The 18,052-nt window shown below is 63.3% G+C and carries 20 protein-coding genes; 12 read left to right on the top strand and 8 right to left on the bottom strand.

All coding sequences use genetic code 11. The features are described from left to right. Nucleotides 1-99 precede the first annotated feature (99 nt). Nucleotides 100-1,359, top strand: a complete 1,260-nt coding sequence (gene sbmA, locus AC0NIL_RS25875) for a peptide antibiotic transporter SbmA (RefSeq protein ID WP_275953764.1) — start codon at nucleotides 100-102, stop codon at nucleotides 1,357-1,359. Nucleotides 1,360-1,392: 33 nt separating this feature from the next. Here sbmA and AC0NIL_RS25870 read toward each other — a convergent pair whose 3' ends face one another. Then, nucleotides 1,393-2,400, bottom strand: coding sequence for a polysaccharide deacetylase family protein (locus tag AC0NIL_RS25870; protein ID WP_024502629.1), 1,008 nt, complete (start codon nucleotides 2,398-2,400; stop codon nucleotides 1,393-1,395). Between the two features lie 214 nt (nucleotides 2,401-2,614). Here AC0NIL_RS25870 and AC0NIL_RS25865 point away from each other — a divergent pair, with 214 nt between their 5' ends. Together AC0NIL_RS25865 and der are read left to right on the top strand one after the other, a co-directional pair. After that, nucleotides 2,615-3,280 (top strand): tetratricopeptide repeat protein, encoded by a 666-nt coding sequence (locus tag AC0NIL_RS25865; protein WP_013532849.1) that lies wholly within the window; start codon nucleotides 2,615-2,617, stop codon nucleotides 3,278-3,280. After that, complete coding sequence (gene der / locus AC0NIL_RS25860) at nucleotides 3,277-4,710, top strand: ribosome biogenesis GTPase Der (protein WP_063171633.1); 1,434 nt, start codon at nucleotides 3,277-3,279, stop codon at nucleotides 4,708-4,710. Before AC0NIL_RS25865 ends, der begins: the two co-directional genes overlap by 4 nt. Nucleotides 4,711-4,742: 32 nt before the next feature. Here der and AC0NIL_RS25855 read toward each other — a convergent pair whose 3' ends face one another. Next, on the bottom strand, nucleotides 4,743-5,651 hold the full coding sequence (locus AC0NIL_RS25855) for a LysR substrate-binding domain-containing protein (RefSeq protein ID WP_275953763.1): 909 nt from the start codon (nucleotides 5,649-5,651) through the stop codon (nucleotides 4,743-4,745). Nucleotides 5,652-5,770: 119 nt separating this feature from the next. Here AC0NIL_RS25855 and AC0NIL_RS25850 point away from each other — a divergent pair, with 119 nt between their 5' ends. From AC0NIL_RS25850 to AC0NIL_RS25820, 7 genes are all read left to right on the top strand, one after another. Next, nucleotides 5,771-7,060, top strand: a complete 1,290-nt coding sequence (locus AC0NIL_RS25850; RefSeq protein WP_275953762.1) for an MFS transporter — start codon at nucleotides 5,771-5,773, stop codon at nucleotides 7,058-7,060. Nucleotides 7,061-7,204: 144 nt separating this feature from the next. Then, nucleotides 7,205-8,389, top strand: a complete 1,185-nt coding sequence (locus AC0NIL_RS25845; RefSeq protein WP_063167648.1) for a cell wall hydrolase — start codon at nucleotides 7,205-7,207, stop codon at nucleotides 8,387-8,389. 254 nt (nucleotides 8,390-8,643) lie between these two features. Next, nucleotides 8,644-9,051: an AtpZ/AtpI family protein gene (locus tag AC0NIL_RS25840; protein WP_013532844.1), complete on the top strand. Its 408-nt coding sequence runs from the start codon at nucleotides 8,644-8,646 to the stop codon at nucleotides 9,049-9,051. Nucleotides 9,052-9,110: 59 nt separating this feature from the next. Continuing rightward, entirely contained in the window at nucleotides 9,111-9,869 is a 759-nt protein-coding gene (locus tag AC0NIL_RS25835; RefSeq protein WP_013532843.1) for a F0F1 ATP synthase subunit A, read from the top strand. Between the two features lie 85 nt (nucleotides 9,870-9,954). Then, nucleotides 9,955-10,179 carry a F0F1 ATP synthase subunit C gene (locus tag AC0NIL_RS25830; protein WP_006206606.1) on the top strand — a complete coding sequence of 75 codons (225 nt, stop codon included), beginning with the start codon at nucleotides 9,955-9,957 and terminating at the stop codon, nucleotides 10,177-10,179. 63 nt (nucleotides 10,180-10,242) lie between these two features. Beyond that, nucleotides 10,243-10,842: a F0F1 ATP synthase subunit B gene (locus tag AC0NIL_RS25825; RefSeq protein WP_013532842.1), complete on the top strand. Its 600-nt coding sequence runs from the start codon at nucleotides 10,243-10,245 to the stop codon at nucleotides 10,840-10,842. A gap of 10 nt (nucleotides 10,843-10,852) precedes the next feature. Then, entirely contained in the window at nucleotides 10,853-11,344 is a 492-nt protein-coding gene (locus AC0NIL_RS25820) for a F0F1 ATP synthase subunit B (RefSeq protein WP_013532841.1), read from the top strand. Between the two features lie 279 nt (nucleotides 11,345-11,623). Here AC0NIL_RS25820 and AC0NIL_RS25815 read toward each other — a convergent pair whose 3' ends face one another. Both AC0NIL_RS25815 and AC0NIL_RS25810 read right to left on the bottom strand, forming a co-directional pair. Continuing rightward, nucleotides 11,624-12,325, bottom strand: a complete 702-nt coding sequence (locus AC0NIL_RS25815) for a ribonuclease HII (RefSeq protein WP_027164182.1) — start codon at nucleotides 12,323-12,325, stop codon at nucleotides 11,624-11,626. Nucleotides 12,326-12,477: 152 nt separating this feature from the next. Then, complete coding sequence (locus AC0NIL_RS25810) at nucleotides 12,478-13,632, bottom strand: PA0069 family radical SAM protein (protein WP_275953761.1); 1,155 nt, start codon at nucleotides 13,630-13,632, stop codon at nucleotides 12,478-12,480. Between the two features lie 149 nt (nucleotides 13,633-13,781). Between AC0NIL_RS25810 and AC0NIL_RS25805 the strand changes: the two genes are divergently transcribed. Both AC0NIL_RS25805 and AC0NIL_RS25800 read left to right on the top strand, forming a co-directional pair. After that, nucleotides 13,782-14,306 (top strand): glycosyltransferase, encoded by a 525-nt coding sequence (locus tag AC0NIL_RS25805; RefSeq protein ID WP_013532838.1) that lies wholly within the window; start codon nucleotides 13,782-13,784, stop codon nucleotides 14,304-14,306. A 143-nt stretch (nucleotides 14,307-14,449) separates the two neighbouring features. Further along, nucleotides 14,450-15,424 (top strand): hypothetical protein, encoded by a 975-nt coding sequence (locus AC0NIL_RS25800; RefSeq protein WP_013532837.1) that lies wholly within the window; start codon nucleotides 14,450-14,452, stop codon nucleotides 15,422-15,424. A gap of 20 nt (nucleotides 15,425-15,444) precedes the next feature. Here AC0NIL_RS25800 and moaB read toward each other — a convergent pair whose 3' ends face one another. The 4 genes from moaB to AC0NIL_RS25780 all read right to left on the bottom strand — a co-directional run bounded on the left by moaB (nucleotide 15,445) and on the right by AC0NIL_RS25780 (nucleotide 18,038). Further along, nucleotides 15,445-15,999, bottom strand: a complete 555-nt coding sequence (moaB, locus tag AC0NIL_RS25795) for a molybdenum cofactor biosynthesis protein B (RefSeq protein ID WP_024502637.1) — start codon at nucleotides 15,997-15,999, stop codon at nucleotides 15,445-15,447. Further along, nucleotides 15,986-16,885 (bottom strand): 4-(cytidine 5'-diphospho)-2-C-methyl-D-erythritol kinase, encoded by a 900-nt coding sequence (locus AC0NIL_RS25790; protein WP_473572719.1) that lies wholly within the window; start codon nucleotides 16,883-16,885, stop codon nucleotides 15,986-15,988. Before AC0NIL_RS25790 ends, moaB begins: the two co-directional genes overlap by 14 nt. A 20-nt stretch (nucleotides 16,886-16,905) precedes the next feature. After that, nucleotides 16,906-17,091, bottom strand: a complete 186-nt coding sequence (locus AC0NIL_RS25785) for a membrane protein (protein ID WP_013532834.1) — start codon at nucleotides 17,089-17,091, stop codon at nucleotides 16,906-16,908. An 83-nt stretch (nucleotides 17,092-17,174) separates the two neighbouring features. Further along, nucleotides 17,175-18,038 carry a S49 family peptidase gene (locus tag AC0NIL_RS25780; protein WP_063171637.1) on the bottom strand — a complete coding sequence of 288 codons (864 nt, stop codon included), beginning with the start codon at nucleotides 18,036-18,038 and terminating at the stop codon, nucleotides 17,175-17,177. Between the last annotated feature and the right edge of the window lie 14 nt (nucleotides 18,039-18,052).

Below are 18,052 nucleotides of genomic sequence, written 5' to 3'. Positions count from 1 at the left end.
TGCCGGGCATCGGGCACGGGCATTTTCTTTCCCACTAATGTGTGACTTTATGCCCGCTGTCGTCAGCTGATTTGCGCCTAGATCGAGGAATTCGCCACAGTGTTCGTATCCTTTTTCCCGCAGCCGAAGTTGTTCTTCACTTCGGCCGCCGTCTGGAGCCTTGCGGCGATCCTGTTCTGGTTCTTCGGTGGTGAACAATTGGGTGCGGTTTTCGGATTGCCGCCCGCCGCGGCCGGCGCGCCGCCCATCATCGGCATCGCCATCCTCGTATCGAAGCCGTTCCTCTGGTTCTATCTTTATTTCGCGTTCTGCGTGCTCGTCTTCTACGCATTCTGGAGTTGGTATTCGCCGCATCCATGGCAGCGCTGGTCGATCCTGATGACCGCGGTCATCCTGTTCTTCATCTATTTCAATGTGCAGGTCAGCGTCGCCGTCAACGCCTGGTATGGGCCTTTCTTCGACTATGTGCAGGGCCTGATGTCGGGGACTGGAAAGTCGACCAACAGCGAATTTTATATCGGATTGGCTGATTTTTCGTGGCTCGCCCTGGTCGGCATGAATGTGCAGGTGGTCAACGCCTTCATCGTCAGTCACTGGATCTTCCGTTGGCGCACGGCGATGAACAACTACTTCGTCGAGAATTGGGGCAGGCTACGCCACATCGAGGGTGCCTCGCAGCGCATCCAGGAAGACACGATGCGGTTCTCGCAGATCATGGAAGATCTCGGCTCCAGCTTCGTCCAGTCGATCATGACCTTGATCGCATTCCTGCCGGTCATGATCCAGTTGCAGGCCCATATCACCGAGTTGCCGATTATCGGCGCGATTCCACAGCCATTGGTTGTCGCAGCCCTTGCCTGGTGTCTGTTCGGGACGATCTCGGTCATGGTTGCAGGTCTGAAACTTCCAGGGCTGCAGTTCCGCAACCAGCGCGTTGAGGCAGCCTACCGCAAGGAACTCGTCTACGGCGAGGATCACGCGGACCGGGCCCAGCCGGCCACCACGGCCGAGCTGTTCGAGAATGTTCGCCACAATTATTTCAGGCTCTATTTCCACTACATCTATTTCAACGTCGTCCGTTACACGTACCTGCAGGCCGACAACATTTTCTCGCTGCTGATCCTCGGTCCCTCGCTGGTGGCGCACAAGATCACGTTCGGCGCGCTGAACCAGATTTCGAACGCATTCGGCAAGGTGACCGGTTCGCTGCAGTTTCTGCTCACCTCCTGGTCGACCATCGTCGAGCTGCAATCGGTCCACAAGCGCCTGCGCGCCTTCGAGGCGACGCTGCAAGGCGAGCCGCTGCCCGATATCGACCAGCGCTATCTGGCAAGGCAGGGCGCTGAGGATCCGGCCTAAAGATCGAGGTTGGAAACGAACCGGGTTGGCGGCTCAGCCGCCGACCGAAGCTTGCTTCTGGGAAGCATCCTGCCGCGAAACATAATCGCGAAAACTGATGCATTCGACATCGGCCTTGACGCAGACCTCGCCGGCAAAGCGCTCCAGCGCGTTCCAGTAAGCGCCGTCATTCATCAGCGCGAAGTGGAAGCCGAGTTCCAGCGGAATACGCTTGTCGGCATACTGCTTGTCGAAGGCGGCGCGGAAGGCATCATAGGTCCGGTTGGCGAACTCGCCCGCTTGGCTTGGCCGTTCGAAGCCGCCGGAATGCCTGACATAGAGATTGTAGTCCATGGCGATCACCGGCCGTGACTTCGGTCCTTCTGGAATCTGCGGCAGCGAAAAGTGCATGACGCCGTTGCTGGCCGTCGGTCGGGCGGGGCCCTGCGAGACGCCGCTGGCGTCGAATTGATAGCCGGCGGCCGGCAGCGCTTCATAGAGCGCCTTGCCCGTCGACAGATACGGCGCGCGAAAACCGACAACCGCATGCCGTGCGAAATCGCGCCAGCCCTCAGGCTCGGGCGCAATGCCGTTGATGGCATAGGCGTTCTCGAGAATGTGCTCGAACGAACCGAACTCTTTCAGCCAGTCGGCCTTGCTCCAGTCCTTGCCGTCGAAATGGCCGCAGCCATGGCTGGCGATGTCGTGGCCCTCATGCGCGGCAAGCCCGATCTGCTCGAGCCGGTCGGTGACTTCCTGTTTCGAGGCGGCAAAGCCGATATTGGATTTCCCGGCGCTTCTGCCGGGTGCGGTGTATTCCTTGCGTGTTTCCGTCGACAGCAGGAAGACGCAGGACAGAAAATAGGTGAAATGTGCGCCGGTGCGCTCAGCCAGTGCTCGACTGCGCTTCCACTGCGAAATGTCGCGGGCGCTGTCGAACGAGATGATGACGACCTGCTTGGGCTTTGCCGGCACCGGTGGCGCGGGCGGGTCGGCCAGAGCCACGCCGGCAGTGACGAGCGCGGCAAGCGAAAACGCAACAACGCGGAACGGACGAAGCATAGGAAATCTGATCTTAACTCGGGGAACGTCTGCAAGCCGGCTATCGCCTAAATGTGGCGCGGGTGCGATGGGCCTCTTCGGCTGCTCGTCCGGGGCAAACATCCGTTTGCCCCGGACAATAGGCGATTTTCCGGTCGAACCCCTTCCATGCCGGCAAAATTTCGCTAAAACGCGGGCTGACAAAGGCCCGACCGGGCAGGAATGGTTTGATTTGATGTCCGACGACAGTTTTATCCGTGAAGTCAACGACGAGATCCGTCGCGAACAGGCGCAGGCGCTGTGGGACCGTTTTGGCCCAGCCCTGATTGTCGTTGCGATCCTCGTGGTGCTCGGCACCGCAGCCTTCGTCGGCTATCGCTATTGGGACGAGACGCGCGCCAACCGCTCGGGCGATGCGTTCTCGCAGGCGCTGAAGCTTGCCAATGACGGCAAGAACGATGAGGCGCTGACCGCGCTCGATCAGTTGGAGAAGGATGGCTACGGCGCCTATCCGCTGCTCGCACGCATGCGCGGCGCGACCGTCAAGGCGAACAAGGGCGACGTTCCCGCCGCCGTCAAGGATTTCGACGAAGTCGCCGCCGACACGGCCATTCCTCAGAGCATTCGCGACATGGCGCGGCTGCGGGCAGCGCTGCTGCTCGTCGACCATGGCTCGTTCGCCGACGTGTCCAGCCGTGTCGAAGCGCTGACATCCGACACCAACACGCTGCGCCACACGGCGCGCGAGGCGCTCGGCCTTTCCGCCTGGAAGGAAGGCAAGACGCAGGACGCGCTGAAACTGTTCGACCAGATCGCCGCCGATGACGGCGCCCCGCGCAACACCCGCGAGCGCGCAACATTGATGTCCGAGCTGATCCGCGGGTCGGGCAGTGCGTCGTGACCTTCAAAGTCGCCATCATCGGCAGACCTAACGTCGGCAAATCGACTCTCTTCAATCGGCTGGTGGGAAGAAAGCTGGCGCTTGTCGACGACACGCCGGGCGTCACCCGCGACCGTCGCGTCCACGCCGCCAAGCTCTACGACCTGCATTTCGATGTCATCGACACCGCCGGCTTCGAGGACGCTGGTGCCTCGACCTTGCCCGGCCGCATGCGTGCGCAGACCGAGATCGCTATCCGCGAGGCCGACCTGATCTTCTTCACCATCGACGCCAAATCCGGCCTTTTGCCTGACGACAGGACCTTCGCCGAGATCGTGCGCAAGTCCGGCAAGCCGGTCGTGCTGGTCGCCAACAAGGCCGAGGCGAAGGGCGCCCAGGGCGGTATGCTGGAAGCCTGGGAGCTCGGCCTTGGCGAGCCGATCCCGGTTTCGGCCGAGCATGGCCAGGGCATGCCCGATTTGCGCGACGCCGTGATCGGCGCGCTCGGCGAAGCGCGCGCCTTCGGCGAAGACGAAGATGGCGAAGACGAAGAGATCGCTGCCGGCGAGGTGCTGATCGGCGAGGATATCGCCGATCCGGATGCCGAGCACACCTATGACGACACCAAGCCGATGCGCATCGCCGTCGTCGGCCGTCCCAATGCCGGCAAGTCGACGCTGATCAACGCGCTGATCGGCGAAGAACGGCTGCTCACCGGACCGGAAGCCGGCATCACCCGTGATTCGATCTCGGTCGATTGGGATTGGCATGGCCGCCGCCTGAAGCTGTTCGATACGGCCGGCATGCGCCGCAAGGCCAGGATTCACGAAAAGCTCGAAGTGATGTCGGTGCAGGACGGCCTGCGCGCCATCCGCTTCGCCGAGATCGTCATCATCGTGCTCGACGCCACCATTCCCTTCGAGAAGCAGGATCTGCAGATCGCCGACCTGATCATCAGGGAAGGGCGGGCGCCGGTGATCGCCTTCAACAAATGGGACCTGATCGACCATCCCCAGGAGCTTCTGGCCGAACTGCGCGAGAAGACGGAACGGCTTCTTCCCCAGGCGCGCGGCCTGCAGGCCGTACCTGTCTCCGGCGAGACCGGGCGCGGCCTCGACAAGCTGATGGATGCCGTCATCAGGACCCACAAGGTATGGAACAGCCGCGTCTCGACTGGCAAGCTCAACCGCTGGCTGGAAGGCATCCTGGCACACCATCCGCCGCCTGCCGTGGCAGGGCGCCGGCTGAAGGTCAAATACGTCACCCAGGCCAAGACCCGGCCGCCGGGTTTCATTGTCCAGTGCTCGCGGCCCGATGCGATGCCGCAATCCTATGTCCGCTATCTCTCCAACAGCCTGCGCGAAGCCTTCGACATGCCCGGCGTGCCGATCCGCATCGCGCTGCGTACGTCGGACAATCCATTCGCCGGCAGGTCGAACAAGCGCAAATAAGCGGTCGGGCGCTGGATACCTGTTCCGGCTGTCTAAGCGACCTCCTTCAACCGCTCGTCCCGTGGCAGCGCCTGCAACGCCGCCTGCAGCAATATGTCGGCCAGCCGCGCTGCCACCGGATCCAGTTCAGCATCCTTCTGGTGCAGCACCAAGGCCATTTTGGGCAATGCCGGCAGCCCGGCGATCTCCGGCGTCATCGCGCTGACGCTGGCCGGCAGGCCGATGTCGGTGCGGATTGTCAGCCCCAGCCCCGCCGCCACGGCTGCCCAGATGCCGCCAAGGCTCGGGCTGGAAAAGGCCATCCGCCACGACAGGCCGGCGCGGTCGAGCGTTTCGGTTGCCACCGTGCGCAGAAGGCATGGCGCTTCGAGCGCCACCAGCGGCAGCGGCTCACTGTTGCGCAGGCTGGTCTCGATACGCTTTGCCGGCCCGATCCAGCGCATCGGCACATCGGCGACATGCTGGCTGTAGGGCAGCGTTTCGCCGCAGTGCCAGGCGAGCGCGATATCGAGGCTGCCTGACAAGACCCTTTCGGCAAGGTCGTGGCTGCGTGCGATCCTGGCTTCGATCTTCACCTTGGGGTGCGCCCGGGCAAATCGGCCGAGCACGTCCGGCAGCACCGCCTCGCCGAAATCTTCCTGCAAGCCGAGCCGTACCCAGCCTTCCAGCTCGACACCGTGGATGGCGGATGCCGCCTCGTCATTCAATTCGATCAGCCTGCGCGCATAGCCGAGCATGGTCTCGCCGGCCTCGGTCAAAGCGAGGCCCCGTCCTGATTTGCGGAAGATCGGCGTCGCCGCCTGTTCTTCCAGTTTCTTCAATTGCGCGCTGACCGCCGACGTCGACCGGCCAAGCCGGTCAGCGGCCTTGGCAAAGCTACCCAGCTCCATGCCGGTGACGAAACTGCGCAGGACGTCGAGGTCGAATGTTATACGTCGCATGTTGGAAGTCCCGATTTTCAGGATTGTAAGTTCAAAACTTCCTGATTTTCAGGATGAAATTATGGCGGTAGGGACAGATCGTCAAGGCCGGACCGCTGGCCAGCACGGGAAATGAAGTCATGTCCGCCATTGTCAATTGCACCGACCGGCAGCCGTCGGAACTTCTGGAAGATACCGGTTCCACCGGGAGGGTGTTCACGCCGGGCCATCGCTGGAAAGTCCTGGGCATCGGCGTTGCCGCCAATGCCGCCTTCTCGGCTACGTTCTCCGGCATCCCGGCGACGGCGGTCGTTCTTCGCCAGGGCTATCACCTAGGCAATGCCGAACTCGGTCTGGCGCTCGGCCTTCTCGGGCTTGGGGTCGCGCTCAGCGAACTGCCCTGGGGCTTGCTCACCGATCGCTGGGGCGACCGCCGCGTGCTGTTGATCGGGCTCGGCGCGACGGCGGCGTGGCTCCTGGTCATGGCGATGCTGGTCGTGCCGACAAGGACCGGTACTCCCGATGTCACGCTGCTCTCCGCGAGCCTATTCATCACCGGATTGCTCGGCGGCAGCGTCAACGGTTCGAGCGGCCGCGCCATCATGGGCTGGTTTCGGGAAAACGAGCGCGGCTTCGCCATGAGCATCAGGCAGACGGCGGTGCCGCTTGGCGGCGGCCTTGGCGCGCTCGTGCTGCCCTCGCTTGCGCTGGCTTTCGGCTTTGCCGCGGTGTTCGGAGTCCTGGCGGGTGCATCCGCTCTGTCTGCCCTGTTCGCCTGGCGCTGGCTGCACGAGCCGCCGACGGCAGGCGAGGGCCATCCCGCTTCGGCTGTGGCCGGACCGGCGCCGCTGCGCAATCGCGACGTCTGGCGTATCGCGACCGCCATCGGCCTGCTCTGCTTTCCGCAGGTGGCCGTGCTCACCTTCGCCTCCGTATTCCTGCACGACTTCGTTGGGTTGGGAACGGCGGCAATCAGTGCCAGCCTCGCCGCGGTGCAGATCGGCGCCATGGTCATGCGCATCTGGAGCGGCCGCTTCACCGACCGTTATGGCAACCGCCGCCAATTTCTTCGCCTGTGCAGCGCGTTCAGCGCCCTTGCCTTCGCCATGCTTTGGCTGCTGGTCCTGTTCGGCCCAACCATTCCGGGCGGCCAGCTCATCTGGTCGGCGGTTCTTCCGGTCGTGCTTATTGTCGCAGGCATCTCTGTCTCCGCCTGGCACGGCGTCGCCTACACCGAGCTTGCCACCCTTGCCGGCGCCGGCCATGTCGGAACCGCGCTCAGCCTTGCCAACACCTTTGTTTTCGTCGGCTTCTTCCTGGTGCCGGTGGCCATTCCGGGGCTCTTGCACCTCTGGTCCTGGTCCGGCGTCTGGCTGGCGGCCGCCATCTGCGCGCTGATCGCCCGGCCGATCTTCCTGCGCCCGGCCTGAATGGTCGGCCGCAAAATCGCCCGACTTCGCAACCACGACCTCGGGCCGACCGGGAAAACCCGATCGAATCCGTTAACGTCCCATCAAGGTTAATGCATCATTTTGCTCTCCAGTGGGGTCTGTAGCGTTCCTGGAGAGAGTTCCGTGCATCGACGTGTGTTGAAGCGGCTGGTTGCCGCCGCCGGTGAGAGAAAACGTGGCTTTCTGGGTCCGCTCGTCATCGGTTTCGGCATCTGGATCGGCTTTCCGACCGTCGCCGCCTATCAGGACATGACGAGCCTCGTTTCCGGCCTCGAAGCATCGAGCACGCGCTGGAATTCCTATGTCGAGAAATCCGTTGCCGGCTCGACCCACGCGGCCGAGATGCCCTTTGTCGATTCCGATGTCACCGGCTCCATTTCCGGATCGGGCGTCCATCTGGCCGGTGTCGGCAACGTGTCGTTTCGCGGCAAGGGCGGCAAGGTCAGCGCCACACCCGATGAGGACCGCGTCGTGCGTGCCGAGAAGAAAGGGCGCATCGTCCAGATGTCTCCCGTCGCACCGCCAAAGAACTTCAACGCCGGCTCGATCTTCGAGCGCACCTCCTCCTTGCTGCGGCCCAGCATGGACAGCGGCCTGAAAATGGCTTTCGCCAAGCCGCAGATCAAAGGGAAGGAAATCCAGATCGCCGCGGCATTCCATGCGCGCGAAGACAAGAAGCCGGATCCCGGCGTGCCGGCCATGCTGGCGGCGCTGGTCAACAACGACCATCCGGATGTGCTGGCCACCGCCTATGCGCAATCCGAGCCGGACTATGCCAAGGCATCGCCCTTCGAGGCCCTGCTTCAGGACGAGCAGCCCAATGAGGGCCGCTTCATTCCGCCGATGGCCAAGGGCGATCATTCGTGGATCCAGAACCCGCTGCCGGCGAGTGTCTTCTCCAAGAAGGAGCAGGCATGCCTTGCCAACGGAATCTATTTCGAGGCGAGGAGCGAATCCGTGCGCGGCCAAGCCGCTGTCGCCCAGGTCATCCTCAACCGCGTCCGCAATCCGACCTATCCGAATTCGATCTGCGGCGTCGTCTACCAGAACGACAGCTGGTTCAACCGTTGCCAGTTCTCCTTCGCCTGCGACGGCAGGAAGAAGCGCATCGATAGCCCAGCCGCCTACAAGACCGCCCAGGAGATCGCCATGGCCGTCACCGCCGGCAAGATCTTCATTCCGGAAGTCGGATCGTCGACCCACTACTATGCCCAATATGTCCATCCCGGCTGGGCGCGCACGATGCAGAAGATGACCAAGATCGGCCTGCATATCTTCTATCGGACCTATGGCGGCGGCTGGAGCTGAGTGCGGAGCAGCCGCTGATCCTTGATGTGGCGCGCAGCCGATCAAAGAGCCATTGCGCGGGGGATTCGCGCCATGCATCCTCGTCATCCTGGCGGGCACGATGTCGCACCTTCGTAATTCATTGATTTCATTGCCTAAAATACATGGCAATGAACTTCCGCCCGTGGCTTGACGGGCGCAAACCCTCTAACTATGTTGCCGGCGACTTTAGAAGCGGACGGACGGTGACGGTCTGACCGGGCAGGGGGGTTGCGATGGCCGACAAGAATGGGCCAGACGGAACCGGAGAAACCGGCCGCGGCAATCAGCATGAACCCGACATCCGCGACGACGATCTTGAGCGCCGCCGCCGTGACCTTGAAGCTTCGCTTGCGACAAGGCGGCCGGGCCGGCTCGAGGGGAAAGACGACGCGAAAGCGGGCAGTGTGGCCGGTTATGGTCAGGCGCTCAAACTCTCCAGCGAGTTTATCGCCGGGGTGGTGGTGGGTGCCGGCATCGGCTGGGTCATCGACCGTTTGGCGGGGACATCGCCATGGGGTCTGATCGTGTTTCTGCTGCTTGGTTTTGGCGCCGGAGTGCTCAATGTGATGCGTTCCGCCGGCGTCGTGGCAGAATTTGGACAGGGCGATAAATCGCGCCGTGGCCAAGACGACAAGAAATGACCGCGCACCATGTGCGGTAATGGTAACGAGGCCGTACGCGGCATTGACGGGGTTTGAACGTGGCAGCTGACAAGGTCGATCCGATCCACCAGTTCCATATCAACAAGCTGATTCCGATCGACATCGGCGGCTATGACCTGTCTTTCACCAATTCGGCGCTGTTCATGGTCGCAACCGTGATCGTCGCGGCTGGATTCCTGTTTCTCACGACGTCGAGCCGCAGCCTGGTTCCCGGGCGGCTTCAGTCGGTATCCGAGATGGCGTACGAGTTTGTCGGCAACATGTTGCGCGACGCCGCCGGCACGCAGGGCATGAAGTTCTTCCCTCTCGTGTTCTCGCTGTTCATGTTCGTGCTCGTCGCCAATCTGCTTGGCCTGTTCCCCTATTTCTTCACCGTCACCAGCCACATCATCGTCACCTTCGGCCTTGCCGTGCTGGTGATCGCAACCGTGGTCGTCTACGGCTTCATGAAGCATGGTCTTGGCTTCCTGAAACTGTTCGTGCCGCACGGCGTGCCGGTCTTCCTGCTGCCTCTCGTGGTGCTGATCGAAGTAATCTCCTTCGTGTCGCGCCCGGTCAGCCTCTCGGTTCGTCTGTTCGCCAACATGCTCGCCGGCCACATCACGCTGAAGGTGTTCTCCGGCTTCGTCGTCAGCCTGAGCGCGCTCGGCGCGGTTGGCGTCGCCGGCTCGATCCTGCCTCTGGCGATGGCGGTGGCGCTGACGGCACTGGAACTGCTGGTCGCCTTCCTGCAGGCTTACGTCTTTGCCGTGTTGACCTGCATGTATCTCAACGACGCCCTGCATCCAGGGCACTAGGTCCAAAAGTTTCCGGCCCAAAGATTTCCAACATTGGCGCCGGATGGAATCGCAACGGAATTTTAGATCCAAAGGAGTTGAACAAATGGACGCAGAAGCAGCAAAGTACATCGGCGCCGGCATCGCTTGCCTGGGCATGGGTGGCGCGGGCATTGGCCTCGGCAACATCTTCGGCAGCTACCTGGCGGGCGCACTGCGCAACCCGTCGGCCGCCGATGGCCAGTTCGGCCGTCTGATCTTCGGCTTTGCCGTGACCGAAGCTCTGGGCATCTTCTCGCTTCTCATCGCGCTTCTGGCCCTGTTCGGCTGAGCACTCGGGAAGATTGGACAGGCCGGCCGCGCAAGCGGCGGGCCTGAATTTCGGGGATAGTCCATGTTCGTGACATCTGCCTTTGCGCAAGAGTCCGCGCCATCAGCCGATACCAGCCACGCTGCGACGGAAGGCGACACGCATTCCGGCACCAGCGTGCCTGCTGAAGCGCATGGCACGTTTCCGCCATTCGATCCGGCGACGTTCCCGTCGCAGCTTCTGTGGCTGGCGATCACCTTCGGGCTGTTCTATCTCTTCCTGAAGCGGGTGGTGATGCCGCGCGTCGGCGGCATCATCGATGTCCGCAACGATCGCATCACGCAGGACCTCGACCAGGCGGCCAGGTTGAAGGGCGAGGCCGACGCCGCCGTTGCTGCCTACGAGCAGGAACTGGCGGAAGCCAAGACCAAGGCCAACGCGATCGGCCAGCAGGCCAACGACGCTGCCAAGGCCGAGGCCGACACCGCTCGCAAGAAGGTCGAGGCTGCGCTCGACGCGAAGCTTGGCGAAGCCGAAGCCCGCATTTCTTCCATCAAGGCCAATGCCATGAAGGAAGTCGGCAGCATCGCCGAGGACACCGCTTCGGCGATCGTCGAGGCTCTGGTTGGCGGCAAGGCCAGCAAGGCCGAGATCGCGGCTGCGGTCAAATCCGTGGCCCGGTGAGGAGCGCATCATGGATTACACATCTCTCGCGACGCTCTGGGCCACGATAGCCCTGATCATCTTCCTCGGCGTTGCCGTCTACATCAAGGTGCCTGGCATGATCGCCAAGGCGCTCGACGCCCGTGCCGCCAGGATCAGCAATGAACTGGACGAAGCGCGCCGGCTGCGCGAGGAGGCCCAGCAGCTGCTCGGCCAGTACCAGCGCAAGCGCAAGGAAGCCGAGCAGGAGGCCGCCGACATCGTCGCTGCCGCCAAGCGCGAAGCCGACATGCTTGCCGCCGACGCGCATAAGAAGACCGAGGACTATGTCGTCAGGCGCACCGCGCTTGCCGAACAGAAGATCGGTCAGGCCGAGCGTGATGCCATCAGCGAAGTGCGCGCCAGCGCCGTCGATATCGCCGTCGAGGCAGCGCGCGCGCTGCTTGCCGGCAAGATCGACGCCAAGGCCGGTGCAGATCTGTTCAAGGCTTCGCTCGCGGACGTGAAGTCGAAGCTGAACTGAGCGTTGGCACACGCAGTACAATCAAAGCCGCCCGGGCAACCTGGCGGCTTGTTTGTTGTGGCGCTGATACCAATGCTGCCGATCTCCACCCTCGTGGGGGAGATGCCCGGCAGGGCAGAGGGGGCGTGAAGGAACGCTAACCTTTGTTGTCCTACGGTCTATCGGGACAAGCCTGAGGGCATAACTGCAATCGATTGAGAGGCCGGCGGGACAGCGCCCCCTCTGTCCTATCGGACATCTCCCCCACAAGGGGGGAGATTGGCTTGTCGTCGTCGTCGCTCAATCCAGCCCGGCGAAGCTCTCTTCTTCCACCACGTCCACCTCGGCCCCACCCAGCCGGAATGGCGCAAACGACACGCGGTGCAGCCGCGCCACCGGGCCATGCGCTTCGATCGCGGTGCGATGACGAACCGTGGCGTAGCCCATATGGACTTCGAACCCGTAGCGGTCGTGATGGTTGCCGCAGCCGCACATCATGCGGTCGCGCATGACCTTGGCAACGATCGAGGCGGCGGCGATCGACTGCGAACGCTGGTCGCCCTTGATCAGCGCGCGCCCTTCACAAGGCAGTCCCGGCGGCACGTCGCGTCCATCGGCAAGCGCAAGCTTCGGCCGGACCGACAGCCCTACCAGCGCGCGCCGCATGGCTTCCAGGCTTGCCTTGAGGATGTTGCTGCCGTCGATGCCCTCGGCGCTGATGGAGGCCATCGAGACCGCCTGTGCGGAGCCGAGAATGCGCAGGAACAGGGCCTCACGCTGCAAATGGCTGAGGCGTTTGGAATCGTCGAGGCCGTCGGGAATGTTGGCGGGATCGAGCACCACCGCTGCGGCGACCACCGGCCCGGCCAGGGGGCCGCGGCCTGCCTCGTCCATCCCGGCGACCGGCCACAGCCCCTCCGCCATCGCCTTCGTCTCGAAGGAGAAGTCGGGCTTCTCGATGATCTCAAAGAGAGGCGGAGAATCAGAACGCGCGCGAGCCATGTTGCGGCGAGGTTCGCATCGGCTCCGATTCTCCGCAAGTCCCTCCGGGTCGGGTGGGGCGCCGGACCGGGAGGGCACCGTCTGCAGGCCGGGGCAGGCCGGACGGGATTCTTGGTGCGCGACGGATCAAACCATCGCGACGAATTGTCTCTTCAAAGCAGCGTCAGTTGCACCTGGTCTTTCCCGGCGGCAACGAACTGATCGGTCCGCAGCGTGCGCCGTTCGGCATTGAGACCAAGCCGCTTGGCTGTGATCTCGAAGCGCCGGCCGATCTGCCAGGCATAGGGACCGGCGCCCTTCATGCGCTTGCCCCATTCCGAATCGTAGTCCTTGCCGTCACGCATGGAGCGGACCAGCGACATCACATGGCGGTAACGGTCGGGATAATGGCGCAGCAGCCAGTCCTTGAAGATCGGGCTGACTTCCAGCGGCAGCCGCAGGATCACATAACCCGCCTCGCGCGCGCCGGCCGCACCTGCCGAATCGAGGATGCGTTCCATCTCCGGATCGGTCAGGCCCGGAATGATCGGCGCCACCATGACCGACGCCGGAATGCCGGCATCCGAAAGCTGCCGGATCGCTTCCAGCCGCTTGATCGGTGTCGACGCGCGCGGCTCCATGGTGCGCGCCAGCATGCGGTCGAGCGTCGTCACCGACAGCGCCACCTTGGCGAGCCCGCGTTCGGCCATGCGCGACAGGATATCGATATCGCGCGTCACCAGGGCGGACTTTGTCACGATGCCGACCGGATGGCCGCGCGCTTCCAGCACTTCGAGGATTTCGCGCATGATCCGGTACTGCTTCTCGATCGGCTGGTAGGGGTCGGTGTTGGTGCCGATGGCGATGGTGCGCGGCTGATAGCTGTCCTTCGAAAGCTCCTTGTCGAGCAAGCGCGCCGCATCAGGTTTGGCGAACAGCTTCGATTCGAAATCCAGACCCGGCGACAGGCCCATGAACGCGTGCGTCGGGCGGGCAAAGCAATAGACGCAGCCATGCTCGCAGCCGCGATAAGGGTTGATGGAACGGTCGAAGGAAATGTCGGGCGATTCGTTGCGGGTGATGATGCTGCGCGGCTTCTCGACCTGCACTTCGGTCTTGAAGGGGGGCAGTTCTTCCAGCGAATTCCAGCCATCGTCGAACACGTGCCGGCTGACTGGCTCGAATCGGCCGGACGGGTTGATGCCGGCCGACCTGCCGCGGTTGCGGTCCGGGCGGACACGCATGCCGCTCTGCTCGACCATCGCATTGGCCATCTCGGCTCTTCCTGCTCCGAAAGCTGCAATGTCGGCGCGCACGATCTGTTCCATTTTCGCCCGCTCCCAGGGACTGTCCGTGTTATGTCGAATCGCTCTGTTCATGAAATTATTCCTATTTCATCGATGAGAACAAAGCAAGAACTTTCTATGGTGCGATGCAAAACTGGCGCTGTGCGGCGCTTTCCGCTATTCGGCTAAGGATGCTCAGTGTTCTCATCGAAACCCGCAATGACGAGGAGGGCCTCGCCCGCACGCTCGCCTCGCTGATTGGCGGCGCGGTCGAAGGCGTGGTGCGTGAAGTCATCGTCTGCGACACAGGCTCCACCGACCAGACGCATCGTGTGGCCGAGCATGCCGGCTGTCAGTACGTGACCGGCGGTGTCGCTGCCGGCATCCGCCAGGCCAAGGGGGACTGGTTGCTGCTCCTGGAACCGGGCGCGCGGTTGGTGGAGGGCTGGATCGATGAGGTTGTCGCGCATACGGCCAGGCAGACCATGGCGGCACGGTTTTCGCGCACGCGGGCCAGCCGCACGCCATTCCTGGCACGGGTCTTTTCGGGAAACCGCGCCCTGGCCGACGGATTGCTGATCAGCAAGCGTCAGGCGGCGGCCGCGGCCAAGAGTGCCGGCAGTGCTGAGGCCATCGCCCGCGGCCTCGCAACGAAGCGGCTCGACGCCGAGATCTGGATGGCGCCCGCCAAGCAGGAACGCCGCTCCTCGACATGATTTTTTGCAGCTGCTCAGGCCATTGTGCATTGCACAAAATCTGACGCGGGGTTAGCTTCCGTTCAAGCGGGAATTGGGTTTGGGACATGCCGAGTGGCGAGCACCGATGCGGCATCGGTGGTGCTCTCATAGCCGAGGACCCAATGAAGCTTTCAACCCCCGACACATCCGGCGCGGCCAGTCTCGAGGCTATTGCGCGCGACGGCAGTCTGTTGCGACGCATCGCGGTGCGCATTCCGACCTATCTCAAGGACCTGCGCGAAAACCCCGCCTGGCTGCCGATGTTCGTGCTGGCGCGCACAATGCCTGGACGCCGCATGCATTGGCTGGGCGCAAAACGCGCCCGCCCGGTCGCCAATGCCGGGGATACGATGTTTGCCGGTGTCGAACGGGGAGCGGTCGTCGATGCGTTGCGCTCCGACGGGCTGTTCTCAGGCCTGGTCCTGCCGCCTGATATCCATGAAGAGATCGCCGACTTCGCCGGGCGCACGCCTTGCTTCGGCAATTTCGACCGCCGTCTCGAATTCATGCCGGGGGAACATGCCGAGGCCGAGAAACGCCTTGGCCGCTCGCTGCTCAGCGGGCATTTTTTCGAGCGCATCCTCGACTGCCCGGCGGCGCTTGCCATCCAGCGCGATCCGCTGCTTCTGGATATTGCCGCGCACTATCTCGGCGGCCAGGCAAAACTGATCACGACGCGCGTCTGGTGGAGTTTTCCAACCGGTGCCGCTTCGGATGCCGACAAGAACCTCGCCTCGCTCGGCAAGTATCATTTCGACCTCGATGATTGGCGCATGCTGAAATTCTTCTTCTACCTCAAGCCGGTCGACGCCGACACCGGTCCGCATGTCTATGTCAGGGGCAGCCACAAGCGCCGCAGCCTCAAGCACCAGCTCACGCTTCTGGTTGGCCACCCCGCGCAACAGGTCCTGGATGTCTATGGCGAGCAGAGCCCGGTGACGCTGACCGGCGAGGCCGGTCTCGGTTTCGTCGAGGACCCTTTTGGCTTCCATATGGGCACCGTGCCGGCACGCACGCCGCGACTGATGATGGAAGTCGGCTTCGGCGTCTCGCCGCCGTCGCGCCGGCGGTTTCATGGCGAGCCGGTCATCCGCTGAGAGCGACGCTTGCCTCGGCTTTACGGAGCTGATTTGCCGCGCCGCAAATGCTCGTCCAGGCGCGGCATGATCTCGACGAAGTTGCACGGCATATGCCGGTAGTCGAGCTGTGCCTTCAGGATGCCGTCCCAGGCATCCTTGCAGGCTCCCGGCGAACCCGGCAGCACGAAGACGAAGGTGGCGTTGACGACGCCGCCGGTCGCCCGGCTCTGGATCGTCGAGGTGCCGATCTTGTCGTAGGAGATCCGGTGGAACACTTCCGAAAAGCCATCCATGCGCTTTTCGAAGATCGGCTCCAGCGCGTCCGGCGTCACGTCACGCCCGGTGAAACCGGTGCCGCCGGTGGTGATGACGACATCGATATTCTTGTCCCGCGACCACGCCAGAACCGTGTCGCGGATTTTTTCCCGATCGTCGGTGACGATATCGCGGGCCGCCAGCATATGGCCGGCCTCGGTGATGCGGTCGGCCAGGGTCTGGCCGGATTTGTCGTCGGCGAGGCTGCGCGTATCTGAAACGGTCAGCACCGCGATGCGCACGGGAATGAAGGAGCGGCTCTCGTCAATTCTGGCCATCAGATCCCTCCGATGCGATGCTGCGCGTCGCCGCGACGAACCAGTCGGGCTGGCGGCCGCGGATTTCGGCGGCGGCGCGCTTGGCGACATTGCCGGTCTCGAACAGGCCGAAGCAGGTGGCGCCGGACCCGGACATCCGTGAAAAACCCGATCCGGCCTTGTTCAGCCAGGAAAGCGCCCTGCCGATAGCCGGCTGCATCGCCAGCGCGGCGGGCTCGAGATCGTTGCGGGTGATCTCCAGCCAGTTGCGCAGGCTATGAAAATCGATGCTGCGCGGCAGCGGCGGCAAGGCCTCGTTGTCGCGCCGGGAAAGCGCCGCAAAGACGTCCGCCGTCGAGACCGGGGTGCCCGGATTGACCAGCACCAGGCCAAGCGCCGAAAAATCCGGCACCATCGACAGTTCATCTCCGATGCCGCGCGCGACCAGGGGCTTTGCCGCCAGGCACATCGGCACATCGGCGCCGAGCGAAATGCCGATCCGCGCCAGCTCTGCGCCGTCGATATCCAGGCCCCATGTCTCCACCAGCCCGCGCAGCACGGTCGCCGCGTCGCTCGAACCGCCGCCGACGCCGGAGGCGACCGGCAGGTTCTTTTCCAGCCGGATAGCGACCGGCGGTGTTCTCTCGTGCCCGACCGCCTGTCGCAGGGCATCGCGCGCCCTAGGCACCAGATTGCAGGCGTCGAGAGGAACGGCCGGGGCGTAGCGGCCGGACACGGTAAATTCATCGCTGTCGGTGGGCGCGATTTCGATCCTGTCGCCAAACCGCGTGAACACCGCCAGGCTTTCGATCAGATGATAGCCGTCAGGTCGCCTGCCGGTGACATGCAGCGCAAGATTGATCTTGGCGTGCGCGTGCCAGCTACGCGACCCGATGTCGGTGTCCACAATGGTCTGCGAAATGGTGCTCAGTCCTTGGCCAGCCGGTACTCGCCGGTCTTCGGATCCTTGACCAAAGTGCCCATCGCGCCGTTGGCCGTCTGCTTTTCGGTACGCCGCACCTTGGCGGTCACGCGTTCGGCTTCCCTGATGAAGGTGCGGTAGCCGAAATAGGCGGCGACGCCAACGACGGCGAAGAAAATGATCTGCGGCATACCAAAACTCCTCCCACGCTGGGCCGGCGAAGGTGGCCGGTCGGGTCGGTTAAGCTCTCATGCTAGACGCTTTTGCCGTGTTTTCAAAGCTCGAAGCGAGACCACAATGCGCGCTCTTCCGCCGCATCGATCAGGCCGCTGGCGGCAGCGCCTGCGATATCGGGCGCTGAAAAGCCCTTGCTTGAGCCAAACAGGCCGAAGCGGCTGAGGAAACCGCGCGGTGTCGTGATCAGCCTGAGCTGGGTTTTCGCCCCGAAACGGGTCTTGAGCACCGTGCGCATGTCGCCGAGCGCATCGACCAGGCCGAGTTCAAGGCCCTTGATGCCGGTCCAGAACAGGCCGGTGAACAGGTCCGGGTCGTCTTTCAGTTTCGCGCCGCGCCGCTCCTTGACGAGGTCGATGAACGTGCCGTGCACCTCGAGCTGCAGCGCCTTCAGCCGCTCGACATCTTCCTTTTTCTCGGGCTTGAACGGGTCGAGCACCGCCTTGTTCTGGCCGGCGGTGTGGACGCGTCGCTCGATGCCGATCTTCTTCATCAGTTCCGGGAAGCCGAACGAAGCCGAGACCACGCCGATCGACCCGACGATGGAGGATGGGTCGGCGAAGATCTCATCACCGGCAACCGCGATCATGTAGCCACCCGACGCCGCCACGTCTTCGACGAAGACCAGTACCTTTCTGTTCTTTTCCGTGGCCAGGTCACGGATGCGCTTGAAGATCAGCCGCGACTGCACCGGCGAGCCGCCGGGCGAATTGATCGAGATGGCGACTGCCGGGGCGTCGTAGGAAAACGCCTTCTCAATGAGGCCAGCGGTGGAGGCCAGCGACAGGCTCGGCCGGAACTGGCCACCGCCTGCCATGATGGTGCCGTGCAGCCGGATGACCGGAATGGTGACGACGGTGGAGCGCCAGGATTTCGGCAGCAGACGGTTGATAAGGCGTTTCACGAGGGCGCGGTCTC

Source organism: Mesorhizobium sp. WSM1343, from assembly GCF_055901535.1.
Note: the sequence above shows the minus strand (reverse complement) of the source record. Positions and strands in the feature narration are given on the sequence as shown.

Coding starts and splice junctions, on each gene's coding strand:
- AC0NIL_RS25810 (WP_275953761.1), bottom strand. CDS start 13,632: ATGGAACAGATCGTGCGCGCCGACATTGCAGCTTTCGGAGCAGGAAGA.
- AC0NIL_RS25805 (WP_013532838.1), top strand. CDS start 13,782: ATGCTCAGTGTTCTCATCGAAACCCGCAATGACGAGGAGGGCCTCGCC.
- AC0NIL_RS25800 (WP_013532837.1), top strand. CDS start 14,450: ATGAAGCTTTCAACCCCCGACACATCCGGCGCGGCCAGTCTCGAGGCT.
- AC0NIL_RS25850 (WP_275953762.1), top strand. CDS start 5,771: ATGTCCGCCATTGTCAATTGCACCGACCGGCAGCCGTCGGAACTTCTG.
- AC0NIL_RS25855 (WP_275953763.1), bottom strand. CDS start 5,651: ATGCGACGTATAACATTCGACCTCGACGTCCTGCGCAGTTTCGTCACC.
- moaB (WP_024502637.1), bottom strand. CDS start 15,999: ATGGCCAGAATTGACGAGAGCCGCTCCTTCATTCCCGTGCGCATCGCG.
- AC0NIL_RS25870 (WP_024502629.1), bottom strand. CDS start 2,400: ATGCTTCGTCCGTTCCGCGTTGTTGCGTTTTCGCTTGCCGCGCTCGTC.
- AC0NIL_RS25815 (WP_027164182.1), bottom strand. CDS start 12,325: ATGGCTCGCGCGCGTTCTGATTCTCCGCCTCTCTTTGAGATCATCGAG.
- AC0NIL_RS25865 (WP_013532849.1), top strand. CDS start 2,615: ATGTCCGACGACAGTTTTATCCGTGAAGTCAACGACGAGATCCGTCGC.
- AC0NIL_RS25830 (WP_006206606.1), top strand. CDS start 9,955: ATGGACGCAGAAGCAGCAAAGTACATCGGCGCCGGCATCGCTTGCCTG.
- AC0NIL_RS25825 (WP_013532842.1), top strand. CDS start 10,243: ATGTTCGTGACATCTGCCTTTGCGCAAGAGTCCGCGCCATCAGCCGAT.
- AC0NIL_RS25820 (WP_013532841.1), top strand. CDS start 10,853: ATGGATTACACATCTCTCGCGACGCTCTGGGCCACGATAGCCCTGATC.
- AC0NIL_RS25785 (WP_013532834.1), bottom strand. CDS start 17,091: ATGCCGCAGATCATTTTCTTCGCCGTCGTTGGCGTCGCCGCCTATTTC.
- AC0NIL_RS25840 (WP_013532844.1), top strand. CDS start 8,644: ATGGCCGACAAGAATGGGCCAGACGGAACCGGAGAAACCGGCCGCGGC.